Raw genomic sequence first — 14,189 nt, 5'->3', positions numbered from 1 at the left:
AGGCTCGATGACTTCGGATGCGGCGTGCGCTCACGCTAAGACATCGGGAGAACACTGGTCAAGTACATGATTGATGTTCATGGATGTGAACAGGGTGAACAAGGGGTGGCCGGAAAGTGTCGCCCGCCTCTGTTCCGGCCCGGCTTGCTCGGAGTTAACCCGAACCTCGGTAGCTTTTCCGCGGAATGCCCGAACTGCGGCAAGAAAGGCTTCGCGAATGTCCGCGGTCAGCTACCTCGAGTCCATTGTCGTCGGCGCTTTGCAAGGCGTGTCGGAATTGTTTCCGGTGTCCAGTCTCGGGCACAGCGTCCTGCTGCCCGCGCTCGTCGGCGGCAGCTGGGGACGCGACCTGAGCATCGGAAAGGATTCGCCGTATCTCGCCGTGCTCGTGGCGATGCACGTCGCCACCGCGATCGCGTTGATCCTCTTCTTCCGGCGCGACTGGGTGCGCATCGTCACCGGCCTGTGGACGTCGATCCGCCGCCGCGAGGTCCGCACGGCCGACCAGCGGCTCGCGTGGCTGCTCATCCTCGCCACGATCCCGGTCGGGATCGCCGGGCTGCTGCTGGAAAGCCTGCTGCGCGACGTCCTCGGCAAACCGGTGCCGTCGGCGATCTTCCTTGCCCTCAACGGCGGGGTGCTCTACGCCGCGGAGAAGTTCTCCCGGAAGCCCAAGGCGGAGGTCTCGCGGGTCGCGCGCGAGGAGGAGACGATCGACTTCAGCGCCGAGGACACGATGGTGCTGCGCGCGGTGACCGTCGACGAGGCCACTGACGTCCGGCTGTCGAAGCTGAGCGTGAAGGAGGCCGTGCTCATCGGTTCGGCCCAGATTTTGGCTCTGCTGCCCGGAATCAGCCGCTCCGGCATCACCATGGTGGCCGGCCTGCGGCGCGGGCTCGACCACGAGGACGCCGCCCGATTCGCCTGGTTGCTGGCGACCCCGGTGATCCTCGCCGCGGGTGCGCTGAAGATGCCGACGCTGTTCACCCCGGAGAACAAGCCGTCGCTCGGCCCGGCTCTGGTCGGCAGTGCGGTGGCCTTCGTGGCGTCCTACATTTCTGTCCGTTTTCTGACGAAATACTTTGAAACGCGCACCTTGACCCCCTTCGCCATCTATTGCGCGGTCGCCGGAATCGGCAGTCTGGTCTTCTTCGGGGTGTCGGGGGCGGCGTAAGGCGCAATTTCGGCGGGTGCACACTGAACGCATCGAAATCGTGCCTGACCTGCCGCCGCTGAGCGGATCGACGTTGTTGACGGCCTGGACCTTCGACGTCCCGGCCGTCCTTGTCGCGCTCGCGTTCGGCGTCGGCTACCTCGCGGCCGCTCGCCGTCAGGAGTGGACCGCCGGCCGGACGATGGCGTTCCTCGCCGGGCTGGCCACGCTCGTCTTCGTGACGTGCTCGTTCCTCGGCGTCTACGACACGACGCTGTTCTGGGTCCGCGCTACGCAGAACACCGTGCTGCTGATGGTCACGCCGTTGCTGCTCGCGCTCGGCGCGCCCGTGACGCTGCTGATGCGCACCGCGCCGCCCACGCTCGCCGCGTGGCTGCGTACGCACGGCCGTGGTCGCTTCGCGCAGTTCATCACCTTCCCGCTGTGCGTCACCGTGGTGCTGATCGCGCCGTTCCTGCTCATCTACCTCACGCCGCTGTACGAGCTTTCGCTGGAGTCAGCGGTCATCGGCGGTCTCGTACGCGTCGCGCTTGTCCTGGCAGGCTTCCTGTACTTCTACAGCCGCGTACAGCTCGATCCGACGCCGCGCCACGGTTCGCACCTGGTGTCGGTGTGGATCTCGTTCACCGAAGTGGTGTTCGATGGCGCGCTCGGGCTCGTGCTGTGGCTCGGCCCGCTGCTCGCGCCCGCGCATTACGACGCGGTGCACCGCGACTGGGGACCGGACCGGCGCACCGACCAGATCATCGGCGCGGGCGTGCTGTGGATCGGGGGAGACGTCGCCGGGCTGCCGTTCGTCGGCGCGCTCTTCCTCCGATGGGCGCGCGACGACGAGCAACGCGCGAAACGGCTCGACCGGAAACTGGACGAGGAGGCAGCGGCGGGCGAGGCCCCGGCGAAGGGATTGTGGTGGGAAAACGATCCGGAACTCGCCGAACGGTTCCGCCGCTCGTGAGTGCTGATCACGGTTCTAACCGCGATCAGCACTCACGAGGCAGCTCAGTGGAACGCGTGTTCCGGCGCCGGGAACTCGCCGCGCCGGACGTCCTCGGCGAACGCCGTGGCGGCGCTCTGCAGCACCCCGGCGACGTCGGCGTACCGCTTCACGAACCGCGGCGCCTTGCCGCGGCGCAGCCCGGCCATGTCCTGCCAGACCAGCACTTGGGCGTCGCAGTCCGGACCGGCCCCGATGCCGACCGTCGGGATCTTCAGCTCGTGCGTGACGCGCTTGGCCGCCTCGGCGGGCACCATCTCCATCACGACCGCGAAGGCGCCGGCTTCCTGCAGGGCCAGCGCGTCGGCGAGCAGCTTCTCCGCCGCTTCGCCGCGCCCCTGCACCCGGTAGCCGCCGAGGTTGTGCTCGCTCTGCGGGGTGAAGCCGATGTGGCCCATGACCGGGATCCCGGCCGAGGTGAGCGCCTCGACGTGCGGCGCGAACCGGTGCCCGCCCTCGAGCTTGACCGCGTGCGCGCGGCCCTCCTTCATGAACCGCACAGCCGTGGCCAGCGCCTGCTCCGGGGACAGCTGGTAGGAACCGAACGGCAGATCGGCCACCACGAGCGCCCGTTTCACCGCCCGGGTGACCGAGCGGACCAGCGGGAGCAGTTCGTCGACCGTGACCGGCAGCGACGTGTCGTAACCGAACACGTTGTTCGCCGCGGAGTCGCCGACCAGCAGCACGGGGATGCCTGCTTCGTCGAAAAGCTCGGCGGTATACATGTCGTAAGCGGTGAGCATCGGCCACGGTTCGCCGCGGTCCTTCAGCTCGCGCAGATGATGAATCCGGACTTTTCGCGGCTTGCTCGGACCGGCGCCCGTCGCCGGGCCGGTTCCGTAAGGGGCAGCCACCTCGCCGGAGGCGCCGTCGGGTTGGGCAGACTGGGCAGACATCGTCGTCGACCGTCCTTCCCTCGAGGCCTCGCGGAGGTCCCCGGGTCGTGGAGTCAGTACCGGACACAGCGTGACACGCGCGCCGGAGGGCCCCAAGGTCGTGCGACCAGCTTCACACGGCCGGGTAGCGACAACCGTTTTGCTTCCTGTGACGTCTTGTTAGGCATCGGGCCGATATGCGCCCGGTGGTGAGAAGGTCCGGCGCGTCCCCTGACCCGGGTGCGCCGCAAGAAAGCCCGGCTGCCGCCCCACCCCCTCCCTCAACGGAGCGGCTGCGCCGCACAGGAAGGATCCGATGGGAACCCCAGTGAGCGCCCGCTCGCGCAGCCTCGGCTGGAAGGCCCGCGCCGGCGGTCTCGTGGCCACTGTCGTGCAGCTGGCAGCGCTTTTCTCGGTCGTGCTGCTGCTCGCCGGCGGACGGCACGGGCACCTGCTGAACGGCATCGACATGGCCTTCGGCGTGCTGAGCGTGCCGACCAGTTCGAGCCTGGTGATCGTGCTGCTGCTCGTCGTGCTCGGCGCGGCGTTGCGCAGGCGCAAGAAGGCCGCGCTGTACGTGCTGGTGCTGTTCCAGGTCGCCGGGCTGGTGACCACGCTGATCCTGCAGGCGCTGCTGCTGTGGGCTCCCGACCTGCTGACTCTCAACGCCCGGCAGATGCGGCACATCCCCACGCAGGTGGGCGCGCTCGCCGTCGCCGACGTGATCTCGATCCTGCTGATCGTGTTCCTGCTGTCGCTGCGTCCGGCGTTCCCCGCCCGGCTCGCCCCGGGGGCCTGGTGGAACGGGCTCACCGTGCTGTTCGTCGGGTTCCTCGGGGTGATCGTGCTCGGCTGGGCACTCACCGAGGTGTTCCCGGGCAGCCTTGGCGACGCGTGGGAGCGGTTCGCCTGGGTGGTCAACCACGCCACCGGCGAGAACTTGCAACTGCGCCGGATCGGCGTCGGCGAAGGTCCGGCGTGGATCGACGTGGTTCTCGACCTCGGCGCGACCTTCGTGTCCACCGCCGCGCTGTACACGCTCTTCCGCGGCGTACGCAGCCGTCGCATTCGGACAGACGACGAAGAGCTGCAGTTGCGCCGTCTGCTGGGAGAGTTCGGCGAGGACGACTCTCTCGGCTACTTCGCCACGCGTCGCGACAAGAGCGTCAAGTTCGCGCCCAACGGCCGCGCCGCGGTGACGTACCGCGTGCTCGCTGGCACCACAGTGGCGAGCGCGGACCCGATCGGCGACCCGGACGCGTGGCCGGACGCAGTGCAGGCGTGGCTTCACGAAGCGCGTACGTACGGCTGGACGCCAGGCGTGCTCGGCGCGAGCGAGAAGGGCGCGAAGGTGTACGCCGCGGCGGGGCTGCGCGCGCTGCAGATCGGCGACGAAGCGGTCCTCGACGTCCGAGAGTTCTCGCTCACCGGCCCTGAGCGGAAGTCCGTGCGGCAGGCGGTGAAACGGATTCAGCGCGCCGGGTACACCGCGCAGGTCCGGCGGCACAGCGAAATCCCCGAAGACGAGATGGTGCAGCTGCTCGCTCGCGCGCAGCAGTGGCGTGTCGACGAGACCGAGCGCGGTTTCTCGATGGCGCTCGGCCGCCTCGGCGACCCGAGCGACGGCCGCAGCGTGATGGTCGAGGCGTACGACGGGCGCGGCGAACTGCGCGGCCTGCTGTCGTTCGTGCCGTGGGGCCGCCGGGGTCTTTCGCTCGACCTGATGCGCCGTGACCGGGACGCGGAAAACGGGCTCAACGAGTTCATGGTCGCCGAGGTCGTCGCGGCCGCACAGCACATCGGCGCGCAGCGGATCTCGCTGAACTTCGCGATGTTCCGCGCGGTGTTCTCCGAAGGCGAGCGCATCGGCGCCGGCCCGGTGCTGCGCGCGTGGCGGGCGGTGCTCGGCGTCGCGTCGCGGTTCTTCCAGCTGGAATCGCTGTACCGCTCGAACGCCAAGTACGGCCCGGACTGGGAACCGCGGTTCCTCTGCTACTCCTCGGCGCGCCGGCTCCCGCGGGTCGGCATCGTCGCGGGCGCGCTGGAAGGCTTCGTGCCCACCGGACGCGCGCGGTCGCTGCGGCTGGAGAACGTGGGGGAGGACTTCGTCGCCCAGGTCCGGCGGATCGACGAGGAGGCGGCGCAGGTCGTGCCGCGCGCCAAGCGTCGTCCGGAACAGGTCCGCGTGCGAGTGGCCAAAGTGGACAAACTGCGGGAACTCGGGGTCGACCCGTACCCGGTCGGCTTCTCCCGCGAAGACCACCTCGGCGACATCGCGCACGCGTTTTCCGGCCTGGAACCGGATTCGCACACCGGAAAACGCGTCCGGGTGGCCGGGCGGGTGCTCGCCCTGCGCACCCTCGGCGGGCTGTGTTTCGCGCGGATCAAGGACTTCTCCGGCGAACTGCAGCTGATGCTCGACGCGAAGGTCCTCGACCTGACCGGCTGGCGCACGGGCGTAGACCTGGGCGACCACGTCGGCGTGAGCGGCGAGGTGATCACGACCCGCCGCGGCGAGCTGTCGGTGCTCGTGGACGAATGGACCGTCACCGCGAAGTGCCTGCACCCGTTGCCGGACAAGCGAAAGGGCCTGACCGACCCGGAGACGCGCGTCCGCCAGCGTTACCTGGACCTCGCGGTGAACCCGGACTCCGCGAATATGCTCCGCCTGCGCTCGACGGTCGTCCGCGCCGTCCGCGAACGCCTGCACCAGGGCGACTTCCTCGAGGTCGAAACCCCAATGCTGCAGACCATTCACGGCGGCGCCAACGCGCGGCCGTTCGTCACGCACATCAACGCGTACGACATGCGGATGTACCTGCGCATCGCTCCGGAGCTGTACCTGAAGCGGCTGTGCGTGGCCGGCGTCGAGCGGGTTTTCGAGCTGAACCGCAACTTCCGCAACGAGGGCGTGGACGCGACCCACAACCCGGAATTCACGATGCTGGAGGCGTACCAGGCGTACGCGGACTACAACGCGATGCGCCACCTGATGCGCGACCTGATCCAGTACGCCGCCGAAGCAGCGTACGGCGCACAGATCGTGCGACGCCCCGACGCCGACGGCCGCATCGTCGAACACGACATCTCCGGCGACTGGCCCGTGATCCCGGTGCACAAAGCCGTGTCGGATGCCCTTGGCGAGGAGATCGACTCAGGCACACCGATAGCCACGTTGCGAAAACTGTGCGCCGCCGCCGGAGTCCCGGCCCCGGAAGAAGCCAGCGCGGGCGACCTGGTCCTGAAGGCACACGAGCACCTGGTCGAAGGCTCGACGGTCCTGCCGACCTTCTATACGGACTACCCCACCGAAGTCTCGCCGCTGACCCGCCAGCACCGCACCGACCCCCTCCTGGCCGAACGCTGGGACCTGATCGCCTTCGGCTCGGAAGTCGGAACCGCGTACACGGAGCTGACCGACCCGCTGGAACAGCGCCGCCGATTGGAAGCGCAATCGCTGCGCGCGGCGAGCGGTGATGTCGAGGCGATGGAGCTGGACGAGGACTTCCTGCTGGCCCTGGAACACGGCATGCCCCCAACGGGCGGTTTGGGGCTGGGGGTGGACCGGCTGCTGATGATGCTGAGCGGGACGTCGATCCGGCAGACGGTGCTGTTCCCGTTCGTTCGTCCGCAGGGGTGAGGCTGGGTTCTGCCGGTCGGGTTCGCGTCTGCCGATGGGCAGGTCGGGGCTTGGGGTGGACCGGTTGGCGGTGATGGTGAGCGGGTCGTCGGTTCGGCAGATGGTTGCTGTTCCCGGTTGTTCGTCTAGCAGGGAGGCTGGTCTCTGTCGGTCGGGTTCGCTCCCACGTGGTTAAACGGGGTTGCGGCGGCGCGGGCGCAGTGCTGATCTGGCCCCGCCAGCCGCCAGCCGCCAGCCGCCAGCCGCCAGCCGCCAGCCGCCAGCCGCCAGCCGCCAGCCGCCAGCCGCCAGCCGCCAGCCGCCAGCCGCCAGCCGCCAGCCGGAATCCAGCGCCCGCGGAATTCCGCTGCTTCCCCCGGCCCCGCAAATGTCGGCACTTGCCGACACACGCCAGCCCCACAACCGGCCCCGCCCACCCTGCCCGTCCAAACCCCGAGGTCCCCGGCCCGGAGGCAGGTATTGGCCGTCCGCCAACCACGATCCGGTAGCCTCCACCAGGGATTCGGTGCGTGAGTTCGTGGTAGCGGATGGTGTCCGGAACCTCCGGTAAGTCACGGGTGTGACACCATCCGGCACTTCGTCGCAGAGATTCGCTTAGGGTGGGCAAGTGCATGCTGCGCGGGTGGCTTCGATAGTCCTGCTCGGACTGGGTTTGGCGGGCTATTCCGCGTGGCTGCTGGAGTTCTTCATGCAGACCGGGGTGTCGCTGACCGACCAGCCGGTCTGGGATTTGTTCTACGCGCAGCCGGTCTTCCCAGTCCTGACGGCCATCGGCGGCCTGGCCTTCTTCCTCACCGGCCCGGCCCTGATGCGGCTCGCGCCAGTGCACTGGACCGGGCGGCTGACGTCAGCTTCGGTGTCGGCGTTCGGGATCGTGCTGATGGTGTACGCCGGGGTCCCGGAGACCGTCGTGACCCCGCATCTGCTCAGCGCGGCCTTCGTCCTCGGCGCGCTGAGCCTGGTGTTCTGGTGGCCCGAGGGCTGGCGAGGCTGGGCAGTCGGCGGCCTGGTGCTCGTGCTGATCGCGTGGGCGCTGGTGGTGGTGTCGACGCTGGCCGGGCACCTGGAGGGCGTGTTCACCCGGGTTCAGCTGGTGGTGCACGCGGTGGAGATCGTGCTCGGTGGCGCGTACGTCGTGCAGACTCCCGTTCCGGTCAGCGGCCGGAAATTGTCGGTGGCGGGTGCGATGCTGCGGAGCAACAGACACCGGAAGTGAGGCCACCATGGCTGGCAAACTCTCCCCGACCCCCGACGAACGCAGCGGGCTGCTCGGTTTCCTGGCACAACAGCGGCAGGCGATGAAGATCGCAGCGTACGGCCTGACCGACGACCAGGCGCGCGCCGTGCCCAGCGCGAGCGCCCTGAGCGTAGGCGGCCTGCTGAAACACGTGTCGTCCACCGAAAGCGGCTGGATCGACCTGGTGCTGAAAATCGAGCCGAAGCCCTTCGCCGAAAGCATGGCGGCCTACCAGGAAAACTACCGCCTGGGCCCGGACGAAACGCTGGATTCGGTCATCGCCGCCTACGACCAGGTAGCGGCCAGGACCGAAGAGGTCATCACGGGGATCGAGGACCTGAACCAGGAAGTCCCGATCCCGAAGGACGTCCCCTGGTTCCCGGACGACGCGTCGGCCTGGTCCGTGCGCTGGGTGCTGCTGCACCTGATCGAAGAAACCGCCCGGCACGCCGGCCACGCCGACATCGTCCGCGAGTCCATCGACGGAGCCACCGCCATGCCCCTGCAAGCCGCGGCAGAAGGCTGGCCGGAGACGGCGTGGCTGAAGCCGTGGAAACCGGGGGAGTGACGCTGCTTTTCGCACCGGGCCCATCGCTCGGTTAGCTGCGCTGTCCGGATTGGTTTTCCGGCAACTGCTGGCTGTCGAGCGCTTTGGATGGCAATGACCCGGCCAGCTGGCGCACTGCGGCGAGCGCCGACCGGGCATTCGGCTGACTAAGTGCCGCGCTCCGGCCGTGTTGGTTGAGCGATCGCCGAGCCAGCCGTTCTTGACCACTAGTCGGATCGGTGGCCTGGTCGGCGAGCGGTCTGCACGGCCGGTTCGTTCGGCTGGCTGGATTGCGGGTTGGACGGAGGCCATCGGCTGACTGACAGCGATGGGGGCGAGCTGCCGACTGGGGCAGCTTCGGCCACCCGCGTCCTTTGCCCGGCGAGTTCGGTGCGCTCGGTTGGCGTCCAGCGGCACTGGGGGTGCGGCGGGAATCCGACCGAGCACATCCAAACTCCCGACGGACCAAGACCTTCCGTTCAAGAACCGAGAGCAGACCGGTCCCCGCGGCCGGTCTGTCAGAACAGCGTCGGCTCCTCCGGAAACGCTCCCTCGATCACCAGCATCCGCCGTTTGGTCTCGACGCCGCCCGGAGCCGAAAAGCCGCCCGTGTTCTTGCCGGCGCCCAAAACCCGGTGGCACGGCACGATGATCGGAAACGGGTTGTTCCCCATCGCCTGCCCGACAGCCTGCGCGGATCCCGGCGCACCCAGTTGATGCGCGATGTCCCCGTACGTCAGCACTTTCCCCGGCGGAATCGCACGCGCGACGTCGTACGCGCGCCGGTTGAACTCCGGCACATCCCGGTAATCCAGCGGAGCCGCACGCAAATCGCGAGCCTCCCCCGACAACAGGGCGACGACATCCTCCACCACCACGCGCAACTCCTCCGGCACCGGCGACTCCACCGCGTCCGGAAAGCGTTTCGCGAGGTTCGCGCGCGTCCGCTCAGCCGTGCTGCCCGGAAGCGCGGTCCCGATCACCGCACCGTCCCGCCAGGCGAGGCCGCACGCACCGATCGGGGTGTCGAACACCGTGTACCCAACCGTCATACCGCCCAGCGTACGACCCGGCACCGACAGAAACTGGCGAGAAAACGACACGACCCTGCAGCCCCCGCCACCCGCAGTGGTGAGCCCGGAAGTGCAGCAGTCAGCCGAGTCGGAAACCGGTCTGTGGAGCCGGAAATCCCAGTCAGCCGGACTTGCCCAGCCGACTTCGCCGCGGGCACGCACTCGCGACAGCCCGTTCGGCGGCGCGATGGCTACGACCTGGTGGTGACGCACGGCGGCGACGGCACGGTCAACGAGGTCGGCAACGGCCTCCTCGCTGATTCCAGCCGCGCCTGTCCGGCTAACCTCGCCGACCGCGCCTCAACCAACGCCACCGACCGGGTCAGTCCGCAGCCGCGCGCCCCCAACGCCACCGGCCGGGTCAGCCCGCAGCCGCGCGCCCCAACCCCAACGACCGGGGCACCCCACCGGCCGCGCGCCCCTCAACCACCGCGGCCACAACCCCCGCTCAGGCCTTCCGCTCCCGCCACCCATTCGTCATCGGCAGCCGCCGGTCCCGGCCAAATGCCTTGAACGTGATCTTCGTGCCCGGCGGGTACTGCCGCCGCTTGTACTCCGCTCGGTCGACCATCCGCACTACCCGGTCGATCGTCTCCGGGTCGAAGCCCGCCTCGATCAGGTCCACGTACCCGCGGTCGTTCTCGACGTAGTCGTCCAGGATGTCGTCCAGCAGTTCGTAATCCGGCAGCGAGTCCGAGTCCTTCTGGTCCGGCCGCAGTTCCGCCGACGGCGGCTTCGTGATCGAGTTTTCCGGGATCGGCGGCGTTTCCCCTCGCTTGACCGCCTCCTCGTTCCGCCACCGCGCCAGCTGCCACACGTGCGTCTTGAACAAGTCCTTGATCGGCGCGAACGCTCCGACCGCGTCGCCGTAAATGGTCGAGTAGCCGACGGCCAGTTCGGTCTTGTTGCCGGTCGCCAGCACCAGGTGTCCGTCCAGATTGGACAGAGCCATCAGTAGCATCCCGCGCACCCGAGCCTGGATGTTCTCCTCCGCGAGCCCGGTCAGCCGCAGCTGGTTGACATAAACGTCGACCATGTCGCCGATCGGCTCGACCCGGTAGTGGGCACCGATCCGCTCCGCCAAGTCCGAAGCGTCGTCCCGTGAGTGCGAGGACGAGTACTTCGACGGCATCGAAACGCCGTACACGTTGTCCCCGCCGAGTGCGTCCGCCGCGAGTGCCGCGCACACTGCCGAGTCGATTCCGCCGGAGAAGCCGAAAGTGACCGTCGAGAAGCCGTTCTTGTGCACGTAATCGCGCAGTCCGACGACCAGCGCCGACCACACCTCGGCCTCGTCCGACAGCGGTTCGCTGATCGTCGGAGCGACCAGCGGCGAGTACTCAGCCAGTGGCGAGTCATTCAAAACCCGCCGGTGCACTTCCAAGCCCTCGAACGAGCCCGTGGCAGCCGCGCCCGAAGCGGGCAGGTCCAGGTCCAGCACCAGCAGGTGCTCCACGAACTGCGGCGCCCGCGCGAGCAGCGTCCCGTCCGCACCGACCACCAGCGAGTCGCCGTCGAAAACCAGATCGTCCTGTCCGCCCACCTGGTTCGTGTACACGAGCGGCGCACCCGCCTCCGCCGCTCGCCGGGCGATCAGCGGCAGCCGCTGTTCGTCCTTCGACCGTTCGTACGGCGACGCGTTCGGCGCGACCACCAGGTCGACCCCGGCCTTGCCCAGCGCGGAGATCGGGCCGCCGTCCTGCCAGATGTCCTCGCAGATCACCATGCCGATGTCGACGCCGTGCAGCCGCAGCACCTCAAGCTCGGTGCCCGGCTTGAAGTACCGGTGCTCGTCGAACACGCCGTAGTTCGGCAGGTGGTGCTTGAACTGCCGGGCCACGACCTCGCCGCGGTACAACGCGGCCGCGGCGTCGCGCGGGCCGACCTCGTCGTGGTCGAGGTAGCCGACGTACGCGAGCACCTCGCCGCAGCCCGCCTCGTCGAGCCGGCGGGCCAGTTCGGTCACCGAACGCCGGGACGCTTCGGCGAACGTGCGCCGGAGCGTGAGGTCCTCGACCGGGTAACCGGTTTGGGACATCTCCGGGAACACGACGACGTGCGCGCCCGCCTCGGCGGCCTTGCGGGCCCACTCGACGGTGAGCGCGGTGTTCCCGTCGATGTCGCCGACGGTGGTGTTGACCTGGGCCAGTGCGATGCGCAGTTGCGGCATACCGCCATTCTGTCCCACCGCACCGACAGAAACTACGCGGAGGTGAGCCAGAGAACGGCGAAGGGCTCCTCACCCGCGGCGAGGAGCCCTCCGAAAGAAGGAATCAGGATTTCTTCATCCGCATCATGCTGCGCACCTTCTTCACCGTCTGCTCGAAGTCCGAGTCGAACGGGTTGTCGTGCACCAGGTACGTCCACGTGGTGTTCGCCCGCCGCACGCCGACTTCCTCGAGGTCGAGGCCGTTGTCGGTGATCTCGGCTTCCTCAAGCGTCTTCGCCGCCCGCGACGCGGCTTCGGCGATGATCTTGTGGAACTCCGGGATCGCCGCGCGGTGGAACTCGTCCAGCGGCGTCTCGCGGGCCAGCGCGCGCAGGTGGATGCTCTCGCGCACGTCGGTGAGGTACGCCAGGTGATCCGACCACAGCTGGTCGAGGTGGAACAGCCGGACCTCGCGGCACACCTGCTCGAGCCGGTCGGAGTCGTCCAGTTTCTCCTTCAGCTCGGCGAACTTCTCCGGCTGCGCCTTCTCCAGCTCCTCGGCCGCGAGCCCGGTGTGCAGCACCTTGTCGCGGTGTTCCAGCAGCTCAGCGCGCTGCCGCTCGATCAGCCGGGTGTAGCGCCAGGTGTTGCGGTGGATCTCCAGGTCGACGCCCTCGGCGACGCGCTGGGCGTGGTTGAGCTGCCGGTGCGCGGCCGGGTCGGTGATCTCGCCGGTCTCCGGGTCCGCGTCGATGCCGTCCGGCAGGTCCGGCGCGTTCGACAGCACGAGGTCGTCGTTGAGGCTCGCGAAGAAGATCGCGCTGCCCGGGTCGCCCTGCCGTCCGGACCGGCCGCGCAGCTGCCCGTCGAGGCGGCTCGACGGATACCGCGCGGTGCCGATCACGTGCAGCCCGCCCAGTGCGGCGACCTCCTCGCGGGACGCGCCGTCGCTGCCGCCGAGCCGGATGTCGGTACCGCGGCCCGCCATCTGCGTGGACACGGTGACCGCACCCTTCTTGCCCGCCTCGGCGATGATCGCGGCCTCTTCGGCGTCGTTGCGCGCGTTCAGCACGACGCACGGCAGGTCGACCTTCGCCAGCTTCTCCGCCAGTTCCTCGGATTCGGCGACGTCCTGGGTGCCGACGAGAATCGGCCGCCCGGTCTCGTGCACCGTCCGGATCTCCTCCTCGATCGCGCGCAGTTTCTGCGACGGCGAGGCGAAGACGCGGTCCGGCAGGTCCTCGCGGACGTTCGGGGTGTTCGGCGGGATGACCGCGACCTCGAGCTTGTAGAACTCGCGCAGCTGCTCGGCGACCGCGACCGCGGTACCGGTCATGCCCGCGACCTCGGGGTAGCGCGCGAGCAGCGCCTGCACGGTGATCGAGTCGAGGATTTCGCCCCGGTCGGTGGCCGTGACCTGCTCCTTCGCCTCGACCGCAGCCTGCAGGCCGTCCGGCCAGCGCTGCAGTTCGGCGACGCGGCCGCGGGCGGCGTTGATCAGCTGCACCTTGCCGTCGCGGACCAGGTAGTCGACGTCCCGGGTGAGCAGCGCGTGCGCGTGCAGCGCGACGTTCACCGCGGCGAGCCGGTCCGAGCCGGACTCGTCGTACAGGTCGACGCCGCCGAGCGACTTCTCCACGACCGACGCTCCGGCGCTGGTCAGCCACGCGTTGCGGCCCTCGGAGTCGGTCTCGTAGTGCAGGCCGAGCCGCAGCCGCCGGACGATCTTGGCGACCTCCTCGTCCGCGTCGTTGTGGTCGATCGAACCGGCCATCACCAGCGGCACGCGCGCCTCGTCGACCAGCACCGAGTCGGCCTCGTCGACGATCGCCACCTCGGGAGCCTTCTGCACCAGGTCGTCGGGGTGCGTGACCAGCCGGTCGCGCAGCACGTCGAAGCCGATCTCGGCGACCGCGCCGTAGGTGACCTCCTTGCCGTAGGCCTCCTTGCGCTCCTCCTTCGCATGCGCCGGTTCGACCCAGCCGACGGTGACGCCGAGCAGGTCGTACACCGGGCCCATCCACTCCGCGTCGCGGCGGGCGAGGTAGTCGTTGACCGTGACCACGTGCACGCGGCGGCCGCGCAACGCGTATCCCGCGGCGGCCAGCGCGCCGGCGAGCGTCTTGCCCTCGCCGGTCTCCATCTGCACGACGTGGCCGGTGAGCAGGCCCATGGTGCCGAGCAGCTGCACGTCGAAGGCCCGCTCGCCGAGCTTGCGCCGGGCGGCCTCGCGGCCGAGCGCGCAGATCTCGATCAGCTGGCTGTCGGTGAACGAGGCGGCCCCGCCGATGGAGTCCCGCAGCTCGCCCGCGCGCTCGGTCAGCTCGGCGTCGGCGAGTTTCTCCAGCTCCGGCTCGAGCTTCTCGACGGCGGGCAGCAGCGCTTCGTAGCGGGTCAGCTCGACGCTGCCCGGCCGCTGGATGATCCGGCGGAGCCGCTTGCCCACTCGGCTGATCAGTGCCACCCCTGGTCTCCTCGTGTCGATGTGTCTCCGGTCGCA

9 protein-coding genes and 1 pseudogene are annotated in these 14,189 nt (G+C 69.1%); 6 read left to right on the top strand and 4 right to left on the bottom strand.

Going from position 1 to position 14,189, the window contains the following annotated elements; translation table 11 throughout:
* Positions 1–217: 217 nt before the first annotated feature.
* Positions 218–1,174, top strand: a complete 957-nt coding sequence (locus F9C11_RS01070) for an undecaprenyl-diphosphate phosphatase (protein ID WP_409183087.1) — start codon at positions 218–220, stop codon at positions 1,172–1,174.
* A 16-nt stretch (positions 1,175–1,190) separates the two neighbouring features.
* Positions 1,191–2,129, top strand: a complete 939-nt coding sequence (locus F9C11_RS01065) for a cytochrome c oxidase assembly protein (protein WP_409183086.1) — start codon at positions 1,191–1,193, stop codon at positions 2,127–2,129.
* A 44-nt stretch (positions 2,130–2,173) separates the two neighbouring features.
* Here the strand turns inward: F9C11_RS01065 and panB are convergent, their stop codons facing one another.
* On the bottom strand, positions 2,174–3,064 hold the full coding sequence (gene panB / locus F9C11_RS01060) for a 3-methyl-2-oxobutanoate hydroxymethyltransferase (RefSeq protein WP_409183085.1): 891 nt from the start codon (positions 3,062–3,064) through the stop codon (positions 2,174–2,176).
* Positions 3,065–3,359: 295 nt separating this feature from the next.
* Between panB and lysX the strand changes: the two genes are divergently transcribed.
* The 3 genes from lysX to F9C11_RS01045 all read left to right on the top strand — a co-directional run bounded on the left by lysX (position 3,360) and on the right by F9C11_RS01045 (position 8,488).
* Complete coding sequence (gene lysX / locus F9C11_RS01055) at positions 3,360–6,683, top strand: bifunctional lysylphosphatidylglycerol synthetase/lysine--tRNA ligase LysX (RefSeq protein WP_409183084.1); 3,324 nt, start codon at positions 3,360–3,362, stop codon at positions 6,681–6,683.
* 622 nt (positions 6,684–7,305) lie between these two features.
* Positions 7,306–7,899, top strand: coding sequence for a hypothetical protein (locus F9C11_RS01050; protein ID WP_409183083.1), 594 nt, complete (start codon positions 7,306–7,308; stop codon positions 7,897–7,899).
* 7 nt (positions 7,900–7,906) lie between these two features.
* Complete coding sequence (locus F9C11_RS01045) at positions 7,907–8,488, top strand: DinB family protein (protein ID WP_409183082.1); 582 nt, start codon at positions 7,907–7,909, stop codon at positions 8,486–8,488.
* Positions 8,489–8,985: 497 nt separating this feature from the next.
* Here F9C11_RS01045 and F9C11_RS01040 read toward each other — a convergent pair whose 3' ends face one another.
* Entirely contained in the window at positions 8,986–9,519 is a 534-nt protein-coding gene (locus tag F9C11_RS01040; RefSeq protein WP_409183081.1) for a methylated-DNA--[protein]-cysteine S-methyltransferase, read from the bottom strand.
* A 170-nt stretch (positions 9,520–9,689) separates the two neighbouring features.
* Here F9C11_RS01040 and F9C11_RS01035 point away from each other — a divergent pair.
* Positions 9,690–9,813: pseudogene (locus F9C11_RS01035) on the top strand (diacylglycerol kinase family protein); the annotation flags it as partial.
* Between the two features lie 175 nt (positions 9,814–9,988).
* Here F9C11_RS01035 and F9C11_RS01030 read toward each other — a convergent pair.
* Together F9C11_RS01030 and secA2 are read right to left on the bottom strand one after the other, a co-directional pair.
* Positions 9,989–11,710, bottom strand: a complete 1,722-nt coding sequence (locus tag F9C11_RS01030) for an NAD+ synthase (RefSeq protein WP_409183080.1) — start codon at positions 11,708–11,710, stop codon at positions 9,989–9,991.
* 103 nt (positions 11,711–11,813) lie between these two features.
* On the bottom strand, positions 11,814–14,153 hold the full coding sequence (gene secA2 / locus F9C11_RS01025) for an accessory Sec system translocase SecA2 (RefSeq protein WP_409183079.1): 2,340 nt from the start codon (positions 14,151–14,153) through the stop codon (positions 11,814–11,816).
* Positions 14,154–14,189: the final 36 nt, after the last annotated feature.

Source organism: Amycolatopsis sp. VS8301801F10, from assembly GCF_046195355.1.
Lineage (GTDB): Bacteria > Actinomycetota > Actinomycetes > Mycobacteriales > Pseudonocardiaceae > Amycolatopsis.
The sequence above is the reverse complement of the archived record's forward strand: the minus strand, read 5'-3'. Positions and strand labels throughout refer to the sequence as shown.